At 35.6% G+C, this 20,003-nt stretch carries 19 protein-coding genes and 1 other RNA gene; 14 read left to right on the top strand and 6 right to left on the bottom strand.

Translation table 11 applies throughout. From position 1 onward, the window contains the following. The first annotated feature begins 168 nt into the window (after nt 1–168). Entirely contained in the window at nt 169–1,350 is a 1,182-nt protein-coding gene (locus ACIQXF_RS17995; protein ID WP_402785505.1) for a NupC/NupG family nucleoside CNT transporter, read from the top strand. Between the two features lie 165 nt (nt 1,351–1,515). On the opposite strand, the gene ssrS is transcribed toward ACIQXF_RS17995, so the two are convergent. Then, a non-coding RNA gene (gene ssrS, locus ACIQXF_RS17990) (6S RNA) lies at nt 1,516–1,708 on the bottom strand. Between the two features lie 247 nt (nt 1,709–1,955). Here ssrS and ACIQXF_RS17985 point away from each other — a divergent pair. The 3 genes from ACIQXF_RS17985 to ACIQXF_RS17975 all read left to right on the top strand — a co-directional run bounded on the left by ACIQXF_RS17985 (nt 1,956) and on the right by ACIQXF_RS17975 (nt 3,971). Next, nucleotides 1,956–2,294 carry a zinc ribbon domain-containing protein YjdM gene (locus ACIQXF_RS17985; protein ID WP_402785502.1) on the top strand — a complete coding sequence of 113 codons (339 nt, stop codon included), beginning with the start codon at nt 1,956–1,958 and terminating at the stop codon, nt 2,292–2,294. Nucleotides 2,295–2,452: 158 nt separating this feature from the next. After that, nucleotides 2,453–2,983 (top strand): sigma-70 family RNA polymerase sigma factor, encoded by a 531-nt coding sequence (locus ACIQXF_RS17980; RefSeq protein ID WP_402785499.1) that lies wholly within the window; start codon nt 2,453–2,455, stop codon nt 2,981–2,983. Further along, entirely contained in the window at nt 2,976–3,971 is a 996-nt protein-coding gene (locus ACIQXF_RS17975) for an anti-sigma factor (protein WP_402785496.1), read from the top strand. Before ACIQXF_RS17980 ends, ACIQXF_RS17975 begins: the two co-directional genes overlap by 8 nt. A 43-nt stretch (nt 3,972–4,014) precedes the next feature. Here ACIQXF_RS17975 and ACIQXF_RS17970 read toward each other — a convergent pair whose 3' ends face one another. Beyond that, on the bottom strand, nt 4,015–4,539 hold the full coding sequence (locus ACIQXF_RS17970) for a zf-HC2 domain-containing protein (protein WP_402785493.1): 525 nt from the start codon (nt 4,537–4,539) through the stop codon (nt 4,015–4,017). Between the two features lie 104 nt (nt 4,540–4,643). Then, nucleotides 4,644–5,282 carry a YfbR-like 5'-deoxynucleotidase gene (locus ACIQXF_RS17965; protein ID WP_402785491.1) on the bottom strand — a complete coding sequence of 213 codons (639 nt, stop codon included), beginning with the start codon at nt 5,280–5,282 and terminating at the stop codon, nt 4,644–4,646. 171 nt (nt 5,283–5,453) lie between these two features. On the opposite strand from ACIQXF_RS17965, the gene ACIQXF_RS17960 reads away from it, so the two are divergent. Further along, on the top strand, nt 5,454–5,894 hold the full coding sequence (locus ACIQXF_RS17960) for a hypothetical protein (RefSeq protein WP_402785488.1): 441 nt from the start codon (nt 5,454–5,456) through the stop codon (nt 5,892–5,894). A 379-nt stretch (nt 5,895–6,273) separates the two neighbouring features. Continuing rightward, a complete protein-coding gene (locus ACIQXF_RS17955; protein WP_402785485.1) occupies nt 6,274–7,299 on the top strand; it encodes a GGDEF domain-containing protein in 1,026 nt (341 codons plus the stop codon). A gap of 140 nt (nt 7,300–7,439) precedes the next feature. Here ACIQXF_RS17955 and ACIQXF_RS17950 read toward each other — a convergent pair whose 3' ends face one another. Both ACIQXF_RS17950 and ACIQXF_RS17945 read right to left on the bottom strand, forming a co-directional pair. Next, nucleotides 7,440–8,555 (bottom strand): response regulator, encoded by a 1,116-nt coding sequence (locus ACIQXF_RS17950; protein ID WP_402785482.1) that lies wholly within the window; start codon nt 8,553–8,555, stop codon nt 7,440–7,442. A gap of 85 nt (nt 8,556–8,640) precedes the next feature. Continuing rightward, complete coding sequence (locus ACIQXF_RS17945; RefSeq protein ID WP_402785479.1) at nt 8,641–8,820, bottom strand: putative motility protein; 180 nt, start codon at nt 8,818–8,820, stop codon at nt 8,641–8,643. Nucleotides 8,821–9,112: 292 nt separating this feature from the next. On the opposite strand from ACIQXF_RS17945, the gene ACIQXF_RS17940 reads away from it, so the two are divergent. From ACIQXF_RS17940 to nhaC, 8 genes are all read left to right on the top strand, one after another. After that, nucleotides 9,113–9,865: a LysM peptidoglycan-binding and 3D domain-containing protein gene (locus ACIQXF_RS17940; protein WP_402785476.1), complete on the top strand. Its 753-nt coding sequence runs from the start codon at nt 9,113–9,115 to the stop codon at nt 9,863–9,865. A 231-nt stretch (nt 9,866–10,096) separates the two neighbouring features. After that, on the top strand, nt 10,097–10,648 hold the full coding sequence (locus ACIQXF_RS17935; RefSeq protein ID WP_402785473.1) for a superoxide dismutase family protein: 552 nt from the start codon (nt 10,097–10,099) through the stop codon (nt 10,646–10,648). Nucleotides 10,649–11,039: 391 nt separating this feature from the next. Then, complete coding sequence (locus ACIQXF_RS17930; RefSeq protein ID WP_402785470.1) at nt 11,040–12,038, top strand: TAXI family TRAP transporter solute-binding subunit; 999 nt, start codon at nt 11,040–11,042, stop codon at nt 12,036–12,038. 490 nt (nt 12,039–12,528) lie between these two features. After that, nucleotides 12,529–13,044, top strand: a complete 516-nt coding sequence (locus ACIQXF_RS17925; RefSeq protein WP_402785467.1) for a DUF1850 domain-containing protein — start codon at nt 12,529–12,531, stop codon at nt 13,042–13,044. Then, nucleotides 13,041–15,080 carry a TRAP transporter permease gene (locus ACIQXF_RS17920; RefSeq protein ID WP_402785464.1) on the top strand — a complete coding sequence of 680 codons (2,040 nt, stop codon included), beginning with the start codon at nt 13,041–13,043 and terminating at the stop codon, nt 15,078–15,080. The genes ACIQXF_RS17925 and ACIQXF_RS17920 overlap by 4 nt, the downstream gene beginning before the upstream one ends. Nucleotides 15,081–15,438: 358 nt before the next feature. Beyond that, nucleotides 15,439–15,582 (top strand): hypothetical protein, encoded by a 144-nt coding sequence (locus ACIQXF_RS17915; protein WP_402785461.1) that lies wholly within the window; start codon nt 15,439–15,441, stop codon nt 15,580–15,582. A 227-nt stretch (nt 15,583–15,809) separates the two neighbouring features. After that, entirely contained in the window at nt 15,810–16,925 is a 1,116-nt protein-coding gene (locus ACIQXF_RS17910; RefSeq protein ID WP_402785459.1) for an amidohydrolase, read from the top strand. A 276-nt stretch (nt 16,926–17,201) separates the two neighbouring features. Beyond that, the gene (nhaC, locus tag ACIQXF_RS17905) at nt 17,202–18,647 is read left to right on the top strand and encodes a Na+/H+ antiporter NhaC (protein ID WP_402785588.1); all 1,446 of its coding nucleotides are present in this window, start codon (nt 17,202–17,204) and stop codon (nt 18,645–18,647) included. Between the two features lie 51 nt (nt 18,648–18,698). On the opposite strand, the gene ACIQXF_RS17900 is transcribed toward nhaC, so the two are convergent. After that, nucleotides 18,699–19,940: a hypothetical protein gene (locus tag ACIQXF_RS17900; RefSeq protein WP_402785456.1), complete on the bottom strand. Its 1,242-nt coding sequence runs from the start codon at nt 19,938–19,940 to the stop codon at nt 18,699–18,701. Between the last annotated feature and the right edge of the window lie 63 nt (nt 19,941–20,003).

Raw genomic sequence — 20,003 nt, 5'->3', positions numbered from 1 at the left:
ATACTAGTAGAAAAACTGTTATAGTAAAATTATTTGTCTGACGTCTGACTCTTTTTACGAAGATCTATGGCTGTTATTCGAGTTTCGATATTGGAACATACTAAGTGAAAGAATGGCTTTGTATTTTCAGATATCTAACGCTCAAATTATTTATGTATGGAGGAACTTATGAGGTACTTAATATCCTTTTGTGGATTGTTACTTGTTTTTGGTTTAGCTCTTTTAATGAGTAAAAACAAGAAAGAAATAAAATATAAAAACATAATTATCATGTTAATCATCCAATTTCTATTGGCTGCACTACTGCTTAATACAAAGTTTGGTTATGTTCTAATCAAAGGAATAACAAAAGTATTTGATCATTTATTGTCTTACGCAAGTACTGGCATATCCTTTGTTTTTGGTGGTTTAGCTAATGAAGGAGAGTATTCGTTCTTCCTAAATGTGTTATTGCCGATTATTTTTATATCTGTCTTGATAGGGATCTTACAGCATTTTAAAATTCTCCCTCTCATCATGAAATGGATAGGTTTACTTTTAAGTAAAGTAAGTGGTATGGGGAAATTGGAATCATATAATGCTGTTGCTTCCGCAATGGTAGGTCAGTCTGAAGTATTCATTACTGTAAAAAAACAATTAGATAAGATTAGTCCACAGCGAATGTATACATTATGTGCATCAGCAATGTCCACCGTTTCTATGTCAGTTGTTGGAGCATATATGACGATGATTGAACCAAAATATGTTGTAACGGCGATAGTGTTGAACTTGTTTGGTGGATTTATTATTGTTTCAATCATTAATCCATATACAGTAGATGAAAGTGAAGATATCTTAACGATTGAAGATGAACATAAGCAATCTTTCTTCCAAATGCTTGGAGAATATATCATGGATGGATTTAAAGTAGCCATTATTGTTGGAGCTATGCTTATCGGTTTCGTAGCATTAATGGATTTAATCAATTCACTATTTGATATGATTTTCGGTATATCCTTCCAAGATATTTTAGGTTATATCTTTGCACCAATAGCTTTCTTAATGGGTGTACCGTGGGCAGATGCTATTACTGCCGGAGGAATTATGGCAACCAAATTAGTAACGAATGAATTTGTTGCAATGGTAAGCCTTGGAGAAGCAGCTAAGTCTATGAGTGAACATACACTGGGTATTATTTCTGTCTTTCTTGTATCCTTTGCTAACTTTGCATCTATCGGTATTATTGCTGGGGCAGTAAAAGGTTTGAATGAAAGGCAAGGGAATATAGTTGCTCGTTTTGGCTTAAAGTTATTGTATGGAGCAACACTCGTTAGTATCTTAACGGCTACAATTGTTGGTTTTGTAATTTAATTAAGAAAAGTAGTAGTTATTGCTAAATAATTTGAACTGCACTCCAATTGTTAGACACATCTATTGGAGTGCAGTTTTTTTAGGACATAGAAAATCACATAAAAAAATCACCCTCCAATAATGAAGGGTGATTCGCTCAAAAGCCTTGTGGCTGTAAGATCAAATTAAAAAGCCGCGTATGCCGTAGTTATTATAGAAAGTTTTAAACCACCACTCCTCAAAGTGGGTGTTCGCAGAAGCTTTCCTGCTTATCCTCATGCACCTTGGTGTGAGGCCCGTCATTCCAACTCCAATAATAAAACTCCCTTTTACAGCTTAAAGGTTAAAACTTAATATTATACGAACAATGCAGCCTTTAAGGATATAATAAGGCATGATAAACAAAGATGCAAGTAAGATGGTACGTGCAAAAAAGTCAATGGGCGGGTGTTCCAATTCATACAAATTCAGAATGAAAATAGCCCAAAGTACATGAATCAGATTCATATTTTATTCACAAATACGAACAAAAAATACGAACAACCTTTGCTTAATAGGAGGGAGTATGTAAAGATAGGAGCATATATAAGGTTTACCTAGCAAATAAGTAAAAGGAGGAAGCGGAAGTGGCAGCATATCCAAATTGTCCAAAATGTAATTCCGAATATACGTATGAGGATGGAGCGAACTTTGTGTGCCCAGAATGTGCACATGAATGGAGCACTACTGTAACGGAGGAGGAATCGGATACACTAATTGTGAAGGATGCAAACGGCAAACTACTTGCTGATGGAGATTCAGTAACAATTATTAAGGATTTAAAGGTTAAGGGAAGTTCTTCAACATTAAAAATTGGTACAAAGGTAAAAAGTATCCGTCTGGTTGAAGGAGACCATAATATTGATTGTAAGATCGATGGCTTTGGTGCAATGAAATTAAAGTCAGAGTTCGTAAAAAAAGCCTAACAACGATCAAAAGAGTCGAGAGATGAAAGCTCCCAAAGGATATTGGGATGCTAATCAAAATCGACTCTTTTTTCTTTTTTATAAAAAATTAGTAATTACTGTAACATTTAGAAAAGACATACGTTTTACTTGTGAAATAACAAAGCGAGGGGGATTGCATGGACAGGCAGCGGAAAAATGAGCTTGAGCAACTTTATGAGAAATACGCGAAATCATTATATTATTTTCTGCTGAAGATGTCTGGGTCAGTACATATAGCGGAAGATTTAGTACAAGAAACATTTGTACGAGCTACGATATCGCTGTCATTTTACAAAGAAGAGGATGTGAGAGCATGGTTATTTAAAGTAGCGAGGAACACATATTTAGACGAATGGCGTAAGCAAAAGAGGCGAAGGACAATCCCTTTTGCACATTTATTTTGGAAAGATGAATTGCTCAGTCCTTATGGGCTGCCAGAGGCGGATATTCTAATGCAGGAAGTGACAGAAGATATCCAGTCATTATTCAATTTTTTGCCTGAGAATTATCGAATGATACTATATTTACGCGAATACGAACAATTTACTTATCATGAATTACAAGAGGCACTTGATCTATCAGAGGGACAGGTAAAAGTACTTTTACATCGGGCACGTAAACGATTAGCAGAAATAGCTAAGAAGAATGGAGGGCTTCAAGATGACTGAATGGTCGCAGGAGATGGAAAAAAAGATTTTACGGAAATACCGTTTTACGTTAACATTTCGTGTATTACGTATATTGCTAATATGCTGTATTATTTATGGTCTTTATATTATAAGCGTGTCTATAGTTTTTGAAAAAACGCGCCCAGATCTTAAACATATTTATAATTCATTAATCGTTTTAGAATGGCAGCAACCAAATATTAAAGGACAATATGTCCCAGGTTTATCTGCTGAAATAACACCATTTTTGACACAAAAATTTAGCTATCCTCTTGTGAAGCAAGTAGGTAAAGAGAGCGTAATTGTAGGAGAAATGAATATGGATAAAAAAATATTAAATTCATCTTCATCTATTTTAACAACGACAGATCCATCTGAAAAATTTAGTTTTAATTTACCCGAAAACCCTCAAACAGGGAAAGCAACCTCTTCTCGAATTAACAATAATGTCTGGACAACATTAGATAAATTACCCGAAGGAACTGTTGCAGAAATGGCATTTTCCACTTCAACGTTTATGGAGCCTATAAAGTTAGTGAAAATGCTTGCTCCGTACGATGTAGAAATCGTTTGGATGCCTTTATATACAGGTGAGATTAAATATTTTGATCCATTATCGTATAGTGAAGGCAGTGGTTCGATAACAATTTATGATAGTTTCGGTTTATCGGGGGGCATGAAAGTTAGTGATGATTTTTTATCCATTTGGACAGCGCAAAATTTATCGATGGATGTTAAAAAAAGCCAGCACTTTATGTTAGAAAATATGGAAAAGCTGTTGGACAATGAAAAGAAAAGCTACATCGAGGAATTTCTTGGTGTATCTCATTTGCAAGAACGCTATGATTATTTGAAAACTAACGGCTTTCAAGCTTATGGTGCTGTTGTGACAGGACCAACTAAGGAATTATTAAAGTTAAAAAATGTAGAAGGGATTTCTAATGAGGCGCTTGGGAACGTCGAGCTTTGGAATTGGGATAATAGGTAATAAGGGAAGTTGTCTCTGATATTTTTTGAGACAACTCCTTTGTTTATCTAAATACTTTTGTAAATCTGCGCAAAATAATAGCAAAAGCAGCGCCAAGTAGTGCGAAAATAGTATGTAAAAGGGCTATGTAACAAGCACCGATCAACAGTGTTCCTATATCCGTAAAGGTGTAGTCGGTGACATAGAGAGGATTATTAATATTATTAATGATGGCCCATACAAAAACAGGTACAGAGCTAATGGCAAAAACGATCCAAATGTTTTTGTAAAAGAAATAAGTAAGACAGCCAAAAATTGCATATGATACAACAAAGCTTTTTTGATTGCCAACTAAGGATGAGTTAATGGCAAACATAAAAGATAACACAATAAAAATAAGATGGAAAAATGTTAATGTTCTTTTCATTGGTAAATGGTGTCCCAGTGATTGCTTTGAAGTGGCGAGCTTTTGACGGCAATGCTCACAATCAGCTAAATGTTGTTCGACAAACTCTATGGTAGTTGTTTGGAGCGCTTGTTTTTTATACAAAGGCAATAAATCCTCTACAATTGAACATTCCTGTGGCACATGCTTTCCCCCCAATCGATCTCCTCTCATTATACGACTTTTTGGAGAAAATAAAAAAAGCCTTCCGTGATTTAATTCAATCGGAAAACTTGTACATGCACCTATTAATTTGATGTTAATACTTCATCTGTCAATGCTTGAATATCAATATGTGTTTTTTCCTTCACAGCATCCTTTAGAATCTCAGTACGGAAATAATGAACCGAAGTTTCAAGAGGAATAACTAAAATCTTAGAAAGGGCTGATTGATACATATGCACAAATTCTTTATCTGTGTTTCCGCGCTTTAATTCAGCAAAGGCTTCATAAAATTGGTCAAGCTTATCAGCAAACTCAAGTAGGCGACCTTCTATAGTGCTATCCTTACCTTCTTTCATGCGCTTAAAGAACACAGCTTGAAACTCTTGTGGGATCTCATCAATAATAAATTTCTCCATCATTTTTTCTTCCACATGTGCAAGCATTTGTTTAAGCTCGGGACTGGCATGTTTTACTGGGGTCTTAATATCACCGATGAATACTTCTGCAAAGTCGTGATTGATGGTTTTCTCATATAACGATTTCCAATCTACCGTAGCTCCATTCATCTCCTCAAGTGTAGCAAAGAACATGGCGTACTGTGATACCTTCCAAGAATGGGCTGCTACATTATGCTCTTCAAATTTGAAGCGGCCTGGGCAACGAATAATGCGTTCTAGGTCATTAAGACTTGTAAAAAATTGATGAATTCCTATAAAAATCACTCCTTATTGTTTTATAAGTGCATGTTACTATAATCCTTACCCTTTTTGTGTAGATTTCAAACAAATTAACAATGATTCAAGTTGCGTTTACAAAGGATTCACAATTGACGATAAAGCATGCATTCTAGAATGCTATAATGAGGGAGACTGATGAAAAGGGGAGTAAGCACCGTGATTTCGATCTTTACACTTCTTCTTTATATACATATTTTAAGTGCTATTCTTTCGATTGGGCCTTTGTTCGTTGTTTTATCTATTATTAAGAAAATGCGGACAGCATCACATGTTGAGATGCTACCTTATATTGAGGCTTTTAAGGGAGCAATAACGCTTGTAAAGCACTCAGGACACGTTCTTGTTGCTTCCGGTATTTTATTAATGTGGTACGTAGGTTATCATTGGAGTACTTCGTGGATTGTTCTCACATTTCTTGTAATGTTTGCATCCATTGTATTTTTGGCAAGAGCGTTCAAACCCACTTTACAGACATTTAATACACCTGCCTATGAGCAGCAAAGATTTGCTTCCTTGTTATATCGGAAGGCATGGATTTACATTTTGTTATTATTAATAATGTTATGGCTAATGGTAGCAAAGCCTGTACTATGGTAGAGGGTTTCACCAAAAAATTCGCATCCTTAGAGGAATGCGAATTTTTTTTATATTAAAGACTATGCAACCGTTTGAAATAGCTTTTACAAATAAATAAGTAACTAATAAAGACATTAAGCCCCCTAAATTGCCCCCTAGTACTTAAAAGGCCCACATTAACCATGCCATGAAATTGGGAAAATAGAAATGGGTATATTTTAAAAGAATACTTTAAGACTAAATTAAAAGAAACAAATATAATATTTAGTTCTTTTTGAATTTGTTAAGTTTTTTTTAAGAGATGTAACGTATGATAATTGAATAATTATATATAATTTGTGAGTTGAAACATAGATAAGATTTAACGAAAAAATCATCTCAATGGGAGAAATGATCTATTGTGGGTAAATTTAAGTTAAAATTATCGTTTGTTATTGTTAGTATGACGATAATTGTTGTACTCGCGACAACCAGTGTTAGTATTTGGAGCAGCTATCAGAATTTTAACGACATTCTTATGCACAATAAAATAGCTGTACGGGAGAATTATGTGAAGGAAATTTCAGCAATTACGAAAATCTATGTACAGGAGAAATTTCAGGAACCAGATATGGATAAGGCAATAGAACCTTATATGGAGCAAGTGGCAGATAAATTACTAGATGAAATGTCAATTCCATTTAGTGCGTTTATAAAGAGTATAACAGTTCCTCTACTAATATTGTTTATAACAGTAATGGCATTTGCTGTATGGATAGCTTTAAAAATTGTGCAACCATTAAAAAAAATTTCTACTGATTTTGAGGAGGGAGAAGCGGTAAGAGAGCTTGAAGACATTAATGATTGGTATGATGAAGCACATTCTTTAAAAAATGTAATACAAAATATGATCACTTGTTCAGAAAGTAAAATATCTGATTTAACTAATCAACTGAATTTAGACTCTTTAACAGGAATTCCAAACCGTAGAGGGATGGATCAAATTTTAAATGAGTTAATCTTAAATAGAGTACCACATTCGATAGTCTTAATAGATTTAGATGACTTTAAAAGTATAAATGATACATATGGACATACTATAGGTGATGAGGTTTTAAAAGCCTTTGCAAATCATATGCAAGTAAATATTGATAAGCGAGGAATGTGCTTTCGATATGGTGGGGAAGAGTTTATGGTTATATTACCATCCACTACAATAGATGTAGCTATAGAATTAGCAGAGAATTTACGTATAAAGCAGGCTTTGTTAGATACTGCTTGTGGAAGGCCAGTTACTTTGTCTGCTGGAGTCACAGCTTTTGCTGCAAATATTAAGACCTCTAATCAATTAATAACAATTGCAGATCAGGCACTATATAAAGCAAAGCAATCAGGTAGGAACTGTACCTGTGTCATTAATGAATGTTCAGAAAAAATAATCAAATAAATAATCTTGATAATAGGGCTAACCCAATAAAAAGTATGCCAGCAGTGCTGGCATACTTTTTTGTCTTAGATATATTTACTTATCTCTAGATTACGATAAGCGATTCCGGTGATTATGAAAAATGTTGTTAAGATGAAACTTCACTGTATTTTTAATTCCTTTGATATAGCATTAAATAGCTCAGTTGTTTCTTGATTTGGTAAAATGCCAAGATCAGATAACAAAGTACCTTTAAATTTATTGTAAACCTTTACTGCACTTGCTCGATTATCCTCATCGATATAGTGTTGTATTAACTTCTGGATAGTTTTATCTGAATAAGGATTATGTTCTAACGCTAAGAGTAAGATGTGCTCCCGTTTTTTTACATCATGTATTGCTGTATAATGCTCTACTAAATCATGAAGTAAAAGAGTAAATTGGTTATTCATGAAATTTGCTTTACTAGTAATCCAAGGATAATCTAATGTTGCCATATATTCACCTTGATAACTTTGTATTAATGCCTCAGCTTTCTCGACATCAAGCTTTCTAGTTTCCATTTTATTATTTAAAATCTGCTCTAAGTCGTGAGCATCACATTGGAAATTCCCAAGTTGTAAAATATAGCAGCCATTCGCATATTGAATTACCTCTGAATAGCCTAATGTTGAAAGTGTTGTGCGTAAATACGAAACCGTTGTATGTAAATGAACTCTTGCCTTTTTATAATCGGTCTCACCCCATAAAGCATCGATGAGTGTATCACGAGGTATATGATTATTAAGATTGGAAAAAAGAAAGGCAAATAATTCTTTTGTTTTAACCGTTCTCCAATGGACAGCTTTGTCACCACATGAGACCACAAATCCTCCAAAACACTGAATTGTAATGGAAGATTTGTTTAGAATAGGAAGCGATTCTCTTTCTGGGTGGAAGAGTTCTTGAATTCTATTAATAGTTGTTTCTAGACGAGCTTTAGAAATGGGCTTTAATAAATAGTCGAGGGAGTAAATTTCAAATGCTTGAACAGCGTAATCTCGATACGCAGTGACAAATACGATATAGATATTTTTGTTCCATTCTTTTAATAACTGTGCAACCTCTAAACCGTTCATGCCAGGCATTTCAACATCTAAAAATGCTACCTGAAAATCTAAATTTGGCCCCTCTGCAAGCAATTCTTTTACAGTTGTAAAAGCTTTAACGACCTCTATTGAATCAAATCCATTTAACTTTTTTTCCATGTTTAGAAGAGCTAATGGCTCATCGTCCATTATTATCACTCGAATCAAAAGGGCACCAACTTTCAATTGTTAATTATCCTAGGATGAAGAAATTTAAAAGTAAAAATAGTCCTAATTAAATTGAAATATCAATAACTGACCCTTTAAATGGATGTGTAGCAATTTGTTGAGGCATATCATTTAATAATTCGACAGCAGCTGACGCATTTAAATTGAGTGCACTTTGCATAATACTCATTTGTACAGTTTGTTGTAACTCCATAAGCTGCGAAGTCATGATTGAATTAATCTCCATCTTACATACCTCCTTTACCATATTATCGTTCAAAAACATTGATTTTCCAAGATATAAAAGATGCAAATCTTATTACTAGTTTTAATTATTTTTCCATTAAATTGTTTTAATTTACTAAAAATATGATTGGTATTGTATATTTTTCTGCTTTTATAGTAATAATTCCTAATATCAGGTTCGATGTCCTGAGTTATTAATTGCATTCTCTAGCGATGCTTGCAGATTGGTACCCAACTCTAGTGTGCTAGTAGCAGATTGCAAAAAATAATAAAATATGGAGGTATTACTTAATATGAAGAAACAAGCATTAGCTTTAGCTGTAGCATTGACCTTTGGCTTAAGTGCGTTTGCGAGTACGTCTTCTGCTGAAGTGTACACAGTTAAACCAAGCGACACATTGTGGGGAATCCCTAAAATTTATAATTTGACTTTAGGAGAAATACAGCCACTGAACGAGACAGACTCATTTTGGTTTTATCCAGAAGATGTTTTGAGCGAAGAGAAGGCTATAGAGGAGAATTCGTCGGAGGACACTTATCGTATTGAACATGGAGATACATTATTTAATATTGCACGAATAAATAATATAACAGTAGCAGAATTGAAAGAATGGAACAATCTTACATCTGACTTGATTTTTGCGGGTGAGTTTTTGGCAATCAAGGCATCAGCGGCAAAGGTGAAAAAACCTGTAAACATAGCTAAAAAACCAGTGACAACATCAAGAACAGCAAGTGCTCCAACAAATGGGACAGGCAAAACATTAACGATGCGAGCTACTGCCTACACAGCATATTGTGAAGGATGTTCGGGGATAACGGCGAATGGGACAGATATTAGATCTAATCCAAACTTAAAGGTAATTGCTGTAGATCCACGCGTTATTCCTCTTGGGACTAAGGTTTGGGTTGAAGGCTATGGCGAAGCAGTTGCTGCAGATACTGGCGGAGCAATAAAAGGCAATAAAATTGATGTATTTATTCCTACTGAGGGACAAGCCCGTCAGTGGGGTGTTAAACACGTAACTGTTAAAATTTTGGAATAATGTAAGTGAAAAGGGTATCTCATTTAGAGGTATCCTTTTTGATTTATCGAAATTCTTCTTTGTGAAAAAATACAGTACGAGTTAAAAGTGACTTCCTCCTTCGTAAACTAGTCAATTGTGGCTTCTTTATAGAGTAAAATGCCTATTAAGTGATTAATTCACGAAATTATAATAGAAATTGCATAAGTGGGAGGATTGTTGGCAACCATCAGAAATAGAGGAGGTATTTTTATGAAAAAAATGAGCTTAATAATTATATCTTTATTAGTATTTGTCGGTGGTTGTGGTCTCTTTGAAAAGAAGGAGCAAAAAGTGGCAGTTAACGCAAATTCAGGACCAACAGCAACCGCGAAAGTAATTGGTAAAAATAATGAAAGCTACGGCAATGCATATTTTGAGGAAGAAGATAATGGGGTTAAGATGACACTCGCACTATCAGGATTGCCATCCGGAACACACGGCATTCATATTCATTCAGTTGGAAAGTGCGAACCACCAACATTTGAATCTGCAGGTCCACATTTTAATCCAACCTCAAAAGAACATGGGAAGCTTAATCCTAAAGGCTATCATTTAGGAGATCTTCCGAATTTAGTAGTTGGAGAAGATGGTAAAGTGGATTTGACTTTCTTAGCTGAAGGTCTAACCTTAGAAAAGGACGCTGCCAACTCATTGTTACGTGGAGAAGGGACTACATTAATCATTCATGAGTCAGAGGATGATTATAAAACAGATCCTTCCGGTAATTCTGGTGCTAGAATTGCTTGTGGCGTTATTAATTAAGTAGTATGAGTGGACTGTATCTGAAGTGATGAATCACTTTGGATACAGTGTTTTTTTATTTTGAGGGTAAGAACCAGTAATAGAATCACCTCTCTTAAAAATATCTATTTTCTATAAAAAGAGGGAATTAAGGGATTGTTTGTATAATCTGTTTATACAATTTTTATACATATTAAAACTGTGTTTGTTTTTTTTTTGAAAGAAGTATTTTGAAGGTTGATGTAGATAAATTTAGAATAAGGTAGTGTATTGTGATATATGAAAATAATTTACTATTGAGATAAATAGTATAATTATAAAAGACTGAATTTACTATAAATAGATTGACATTATTATACTATATTTGATAATTTTAAATAGATGATTATTTACAATCAAAGGGGGAAGTACTATGAAGAAAAAACAATTCAGGCTATTAATACTATTAAGTGCCTTTGCGCTATTGATTTTAGCTGCATGTGGTGCTGATAGTGGAACAGGTTCAAAGGACTCGAATAAGGGAGATTCAGATTCAGCATCATCTGATAAGCTAGACTTTTTGAACCTATTAACAGGTGGAACACAAGGTACTTACTATGCATTAGGTGGGACGTTTGCTGATTTAATTTCTAAAGAAACAGGCGTCAAAACAACTGCAGAAGTATCTCAAGCGTCTGCTGCTAACATGACGGCTTTGCAAGATGGTAAAGGTGAAATTGCCTTTGTACAATCAGATATTGCTTATTATGCCACTGAAGGAACAGAGATGTTTGATGGTAAAAAAATCGATTCGATTGCTGCTCTAGGTGCACTTTATCCAGAAACAGTCCAATTAGTAACGACTGAAGCATCAGGCATTAAAACATACGCTGATTTAAAAGGGAAAAAGGTTTCTGTAGGTGCTCCAGGTTCTGGAACTTACGCAAATGCTGAACAATTACTTGAAATTCACGGTTTAGCAATGGATGATATCAAAGCACAAAACCTTGATTTTGGTGAGTCTGCTGATGGTCTTCAATCTGGTCAAATCGATGCAGCGTTTATTACTGCGGGTACGCCAACAGGTGCTGTTGAGGCATTAAATGCAACTACTAAAGTAAATATTATCGGTATGGATGCTGGTAAAGCAGATGAGTTAATTGCTAAATACCCTTACTATGCAAAAGATACAGTAAAAGCTGGTACGTATGGTATTGCAAATGATACTGAAACAGTTTCGGTACTTGCAATGCTGGCGGTTAAAAAAGATCTTCCAGAAGATGTTGTTTATTCAATGACGAAAGCTATTTATGATAACACAGATAAAATTTCCCACGCTAAAGGGGCATTTATCAAAGCTGAGACGGGTTTACAGGGTATTAGTATTGACGTTCATCCAGGGGCTCAAAAATACTTTGATGAAAAGAAATAACATAATATTTGGATTTCAAATTTAGATTTTATCAAACTATAATTTATGGCGAGTGAAAAATTATTTCTTAAATACGAAGAGGCTCGGGTTGCGTAAAGCTTCGAGTCTCTTTTCTTCCGTTAAGTCTAAGTCGTGAGTAATAGTGAATAGCTTTAACTTTTTTCAGTAGGTATCCAAACACCCGCTGAAATAGAGGAACACAGGCTAAGAACTTCACATCCTGTGAAAATGCCTGGGTGGCCAATATCACGTTGGCCTAAAGCCTCCGGCGGATGTCGCGGAATCAGAAAGGAGTTCAATATAGGGTGTTAGCCTAAAATCATCGCGTCCATGCGATAACGGCTAACTGACCTGCATCGGTAAAAACGCCACGTCCTGTGGCATTACCGAAATGACCGACATCTTGTCGGCCCTCGTGCAGGCGCATAAGCACAAAGCCGATTACGGACGCAATTATGCAGGGCGTAATTGATGTGGGGGAACAGATGTAGTGCGAAAGAGGAAATTAATAATTGTTTTAGCTTTTTTAAGTATTTGCTTTAGTGTAGTCATTTTTCTTCCTTTTCAAAAGGTATTCGCATTTACGGAAACACGTGTAAATGATCCGGTAGTGCATTTTATACCACTTACACCTGAGGATACATTTGAAATTAGATACACTCACTCTATCCATAAAACGGATGTGCTTGAACATTATAAATGTGTAGACGGAACAAGTATACAAATGTTAGGGATGGAGTACGAAAGCTTAGCAATCGGTATGCCAAGCTATGCTGAGGAAAATCAAACATTAACAAAACGTAATGGTAAATATTACCTCGAGTTTGACAACGAATTTATAGAAAATTTTACAATATATATTGGCGATTTGGATTTAGATCTTGTATTAGATTACGAGGATTATGAATACGATTTAAAAAAAGATTTACAGAGGGGGAAATCATATTTATTTGAGGTGAAGCATTTATCGCTTTATGAACAATGGAAGGGAGCAAGGATGAAATGACGACACGGCCTAAATCAAACGACGAAGTAAAAAAAGAAGAATTCGAACAAATATCAGCTGAAGAGCAACAGGCGATACTTGAGAAATATGATATTGAATCCAATGTCCGAACGATATCCGGAATTATGAAGCATGTCATTTTCTTTGGGCTACTAGCATTTTCATTGTTCCAGCTTTACACAGCAATTTTCGGCCAATTTCCTGCGCAAATCCAGCGTACTATACATTTAGGTTTTGGTTTGACCCTAATTTTCTTACTATTCCCTGCTCGAAAAAAAGCAGCGAAGAATAAAATTGCATGGTTCGATTATATTTTAGCGGTATTATCTATTGTAGTAGGTTCTTATTGGACGATGAATTATAAAGAGCTTGTAAATAGTAATGGTACCATAACACAAGCTGATTTTATCGTAGGTTTAATAGCTGTCCTATTGGTGCTAGAGGCAGCTCGTCGTGCAGTAGGTTTACCGATTACAATCATTGCTATATGTTTCTTAATTTATGCCTATTTCGGACCGTACTTCCCAGATTTTATGGCACACAGAGGGCAAGATATAGAGAGTATTGTTAATCTCATGTACTTTACGACTGATGGAATTTTTGGAACACCAATCAGTGTTTCAGCCACATTTATTTTTGTATTTTTACTCTTTGGGGCATTCCTTGTCAAAACAGGTGTTGGTCAATACTTTAATGATTTAGCGGTATCTCTTGCAGGTAAATTAATTGGTGGTCCTGCAAAAGTAGCGGTATTTTCAAGTGCACTCCAAGGTACGATTTCGGGAAGCTCTGTAGCGAATGTTGTAACATCTGGATCATATACGATTCCAATGATGAAAAAGCTTGGGTACCGTAAAGAGTTCGCGGGTGCAGTAGAGGCAGCAGCGTCTACAGGTGGGCAGTTAATGCCTCCAATTATGGGTGCGGCAGCGTTTTTAATGGTTGAATTTATCGGTCGCGGAATATCGTATTGGGATATTGCGAAGGCGGCGGCGATACCCGCATTGCTTTATTTTACAGGTATTTGGATTATGACTCACTTTGAAGCGAAACGTGTAGGTTTAAAAGGCTTACGTGATGATCAAATGCCAAATCGTCGAGAGGTATTTAAGAAAATTTACCTTCTATTACCGATAATCTCTATCATCGTTTTAATGTTAACAGGTACACCAGTAATGCGTGCAGCGCTTTACGGTATTCTTATTTCTATTGGTGTTGCTATGTTTAATAAGGAGACACGTTTAAAACCTAAGGATATTATTGATGCATTAGTTGACGGGGCTCGTACAGCACTTGGTGTTGTAGCGGCAACAGCTTGTGCAGGTATTATCGTAGGTGTTGTTGTGAAAACGGGTCTAGGCTTAAGCTTAGCTAATAGTTTAGTAGCATTAGCTGGTGGTAGTATTATTTTAACACTGATTTTTGTTATGATTGCTTCCCTAATTCTTGGGATGGGGGCTCCGACAACAGCAAACTACGTAATAACGTCTACAATTGCTGCTCCTGCAATCGTAGCATTACTATCACCGAATACTCCACAGGAATTAGTACCAGTAGTGGTTTTATTATCGGCGCACTTCTTTGTTTTCTACTTTGGTATTATTGCTGATATAACACCACCTGTCGCACTTGCTGCTTTTGCGGCTTCAGGAATATCAGGTGGAGACCCGATTAAAACAGGTGTAAACTCAGCGAAACTTGCTATTGCAGCGTTTATTATTCCGTATATGATTGTATTTTCACCGGCATTGCTAATGATTGATACAACTATACCTGAAATTATATGGGTAGTATTCACCGCCATTACAGGAATGGTAGCTATAGGTGCGGGAGTAATAGGTTACTGGTATCGCAAAATGCTTTGGATTGAACGCATTTTTGCCATTGCAACTGGTTTACTTCTTATCTATCCTGAAAAATTCTCGGACTGGGCTGGCTTAGCAATCTTTATTGTTATGTTTGTTATTCAATATGTAACAAAGCATAAAGGCAACGGTGATGACAATCAAAATAGCAAAACAAGTGTTACAGCTTAAGTAAGAAGTAAAAAGGGCTTAGGACTGACGTAATATTAAATAATGAGAATTTGCTCATTTTCTAAGTTATCAAGTGTATCCTTTGTATGACTGTATGGTAATGAAAAATGTAATTTTAGACCGAATGAAAACTTAGCGCACATTTTACGGCGATTATGTACGGAGCAAATGATCTATAAGGGAGATGTATCGTAATTGATACATCTCTTTTTCTGCTTTTTAGGCATCTGAATTTCAATCTAAAAAATAGATTGTTTTTATACTTTTTATGCATAATGAGCATTATTTGTTGCTTTTTAGCAAAATGGTACTGTATAATTTAATTATCAGAAAATTCAATTAAATAGGAGGTGATTATATGAAAAAATATTTAAACTCAAAATTTGAAACGTATTTAATGGATCAGGAACTGGAGTTAAAAATAGACGAAGAAAAATTTGAGGAGCAAATAACACCGATGCATTATGAAGAATATCCAGAAGGTTTTTTTACAAGTTTATAATGTTTTTTTGATGGACTGTGCTGAAGGCGTAAAAAGCTTTTAACACAGTCCTTAATAATTTTTTACATATTTTAATTACAAAATTATTGACTTATAACAAATTACTGTGTGAAGACATATTATTAATATAATCTGATTTTTCATTTCTATAGGTCTAATTTCATAAGTGCTTTTATGAAATAGTTTCATGTATAATGGGAAACAAAAATAAGTATTGAGGTGTAGTTATGTCAAATGCAGTGACATTAGAAGAAACAGTTTATCAATGGTTTGACCATTTTCATAAATTCCCTGAGGTAAGCTGGAAGGAATTTGAAACTACTAAAAAGATTGCGTCAATATTAGAGGAGTTAAATATATCTTACCGTCTGTTAGGTGATGTTCCGGGGTTAATTGCTGAAATTGGTACAGGTGATGAAATTGTTGCAGTTCGCGCAGATATAGATGCTTTGTGGCAGGAAGTGGATGGGAAATGGCAAGCTAATCACTCATGTGGGCATGATGCCAATATAACTATGGTACTTGGTGCTCTATTGCAGTTAAAAGATCGATCATTACAACATCGCGTTCGTTTTATTTTTCAACCTGCTGAAGAACTTGGGAATGGAGCTTGCGCTGCCTATGAGCGAGGGGCCGTTGAGGGAGTATCTCATTTATTTGGTGTTCATTTAAGACCGATAGAAGAGCTACCACTTGGCAAGGTTTCTCCTGCTATCCATCATGGAGCTGCTTATTTTTTAGATGGAACAATTCGCGGTATTGATGCCCACGGTGCTAGACCTCATCAAGGGAAAAATGCAATAGATGTTATTATGGCGGTACAACAAATGCTACACAGTATTCATTTATCGCCATTTGAACCTTACTCTGCGAAATTAACAAAAATTATTGCGGATGGTGGTAGTACAAATATTATTCCAGGTACTGCTAGCTTCTCGATGGATATTCGAGCACAGCGCAATGACCAATTAGAATTACTTCGTAGCCGTATTGAGTTTGGCTTAAAGTCCATACAACAGCAATTTGAGATTGCCATGGACTGGAAATGGGTTGATTTTACACCTGGTGCTGAGGTTTCACCAGTTGCAGCGCGTATGGCTAAAGATGCCATTATTGAAACGCTTGGTGTAGAACATTTATCGGAAGAAATTACAACACCTGGAAGTGATGATTTCCATTTTTACACGGTTAAAAAGCCAGAATTAAAAGCGACAATGATAGGTATTGGAGCCAATCTGGCACCGGGATTACATCATCCTAAAATGACTTTTGAACGCAGTGCATTAATCGATGCTGCGAAAGTACTTGCTTGTGTACTCGAGAAAAAACCCGAATACGATTAATGAAATTTTGGAGCTACATCGAAAGATTAAATTTCTTTTGATGTAGCTCTTTTTGTATGGGAATTTGCCGGAATGTATGGATATACAAGGATTTGCATTGTTTTTAATCGCTACTTGAAAGCGTTTTATTACGCTAAAATAGTCGAAATTTCTCGAGAAGCATAATTTTTTTGCGTTGACTATTAATTTTTTGAATATTAAGCTAAAAAAAGTAAAAAAATATTTGCGTCTTAGAGAAGTCATAAAGGGGATAGGTGCAAAAAAGGGGATGGAATGATGAAGAAGGAAATTAGTGCTAGTTGGGCGCTTCTAACTTTTGCAATTATGATTATAGCTATGCTTATTACAGTAGTAGTACTGGAGCAAAGTCCTCACGTACCACTTATTATTGGAACAACTGTAGCAGCAGTTGTTGCCAAGATGCATGGATTTAAGTGGATGGAAATTGAAGAAATGATGTATAAGGGTATACGCCTAGCTTTACCAGCAATTGTTATTATTATTTTAGTAGGTTTGACAATTGGCGCATGGATTGGCGGCGGTGTCGTAGCGACAATGATTTATTTTGGTTTAAAATTAATTTCTCCAGCTTGGTTTTTAGTAACAATCATGCTGTTATGTGCTATTGTATCACTGGCAATTGGTAGCTCATGGTCGACGATGGCAACAATCGGTGTAGCTGGTATGGGTATTGGTTTAAGTATGGGAATCCCTGCAGCAATGATTGCTGGAGCAGTTATTTCGGGTTCGTATTTTGGTGATAAAATGTCACCGTTATCGGATACGACTAATCTCGCAGCAGGTTTAACAGGTACCAACTTATTTGATCATATTAAGCACATGCTCTATACGACAATTCCGGCTTTAGTCATTGCAATCGTTGTATTTGGAATTATGGGGAGAAGCTTCGCAGATATCTCAATGAAATCAGAAAGCATTTTGACAACATTAAAAGTAATGGAGGAAAGTTTTGTTATTTCTCCTTGGCTATTGCTTGTACCAGTTGGTGTAATTGTATTAGTAGCGAAAAAAGTGCCTGCAATTCCAGCTTTAATTATCGGAATTATCTCAGGATTCTTACTACAAATTTTCGTGCAAGGTGGCACACCTGCGATGGCTGTACATGCTTTACAAGAAGGATTTGTTATTTCAACTGGCAATGAAATGGTGGACGAGTTATTTAACCGTGGTGGCTTAGACTCGATGATGAATACAGTTTCAATGACAATTGTGGCTATGACATTTGGCGGGGTATTAGAATATTCTGGTATGTTGAAAGCGCTTATGAATGTCATTGTGAAATTTGCTAAATCTACAGGAAGCCTAGTTGCTTCAACGATTGCTGCATGTATTACAACAAATGCTACATGTTCTGAGCAATATATTTCAATTGTTGTTCCATCACGTATGTTTGCAAATGTGTACCAAGAGCGAGGTCTGCATTCGAAAAACTTATCTCGCGCGTTAGAGGATGGGGGAACACTAACTTCTGTATTCTTTCCATGGAATACTTGTGGAGTCTTTATTTTAGCAACATTAGGTGTGGGTGCAATGGAATATGCGCCATATGCAATTATTAACTTCGTGGTACCTATTATTTCAATTATTTATGCATATGTCGGATTTGCGATTGTTAAACTAACTCCTGAAGAAATGGCAGCAGAAGAGAAGCGCAAAAAGGAGCAAGAAATAAATGATGCTAATATGGTAATGGCAGACTAAAAGCAACTGCAAGTCTCGCAGATGCAAAAGTATCTGCGAGAGCTTTTCGTTCTAATAGGTTGCAAAGTTTAACTCATATATCGTACGTGGACGACCTTGCTGATGAGTCATTTCTTCACCAACTTTTTTTACATAGCTGTTATCCACTAATTTTTTGATAATGCGCTCTGTTGTACGGCGGGTAACTTGTAAGTATTCCGATAGATTATGTGATGTAAATTGAGCCGATTGTCGCTCATGACTAAAATGGATGATTTTTGAAATGTTTAATGGACTCAAGCCGGTTTGCTTCGCCATTTGTAAAACGTAAGGATCATCAGTTTTTAACGCTAACTTTACTTCTGAATTTGGGAATGGACCTAGCAAGTTTTTATGCTCATCTAGAATATAAATTTCACAAGATTTAGCAAACGTTAATGCGTTCTTTGCATTTTGGCTAGCCTCAAAAATCGAGTGACCATAACCAAATGCTAGCTTAAATGGCTTTTCAATTTGCTGTATTAAATTGTGCAAATTCTCTTTTTCCAGGGCTTTTTGCAAATGCCCAGCTGTCGTATAGAGCTCAAAAGAGTATGGTGTAACTTGTTTATAAGTTGAATGTGTAGCTGCAGTGATTTTCGTTAAAATGTAGTTGTCTAAAGGATTGTTTTCAGGAATCTCTAATAGTCCAACGACAGCCTTAAAAGATTCAGACTTAATTAGAAGTGATTGTGATTTTGTTTCTTCTAGGCACTGAATAATTGAATTCGTTGCATCCAGCATGCGCATTGCAGGTATTTGAAGAGCCTGTAATTCATCAAACACACTATGAATACTCGTTATGACAAAGTCAATGCTTTTGGCATTCCATAAAGCTATATGCTGTTGCAATATAGAGGAAGTAGGCTTGGTAATAGAAATAGGTTGAATATATGGTTTTGTACCTGAATACTCTATTTCTGTTAGAACGTTTTCCACAAAAGCTGGATTCATAACATCGATAGAAACTCTATTTAAAGGTATTCCGTGATTTGCTATCAAGGACAATAATGTTGTAGAAATTGCAGTCTCATCTTGTTTTATATAATTCCAAGGTATTGGTATTTCTGACAAGGAGGACTGGGCATGTAAATAGGGTAATGTACCTCCAAGCAACAATGCATCACATGGCTTAATTTGCTTTAATAACGCAGGTGCCTCAGCAGGTTGGTTGTAAGGATAAAATTCTAATTGAATATTCTCTATGTTCTGTGCGATACTAATGATACGTTTTATAAAAGCTTTAGAGCAAATAACCGCTATTTTAGTAGACATAGGCAACGTTCCTTTTCTATTATTTTTTCAATAATTAGCGACATATTAGCGACAATTAAATTA

Origin of the sequence: Lysinibacillus sp. NPDC097231 (assembly GCF_044761885.1) — a bacterium.
In the GTDB taxonomy this organism is placed as follows: Bacteria; Bacillota; Bacilli; order Bacillales_A; family Planococcaceae; genus Lysinibacillus.
This window is presented reverse-complemented; position numbering and strand designations above follow the sequence as displayed.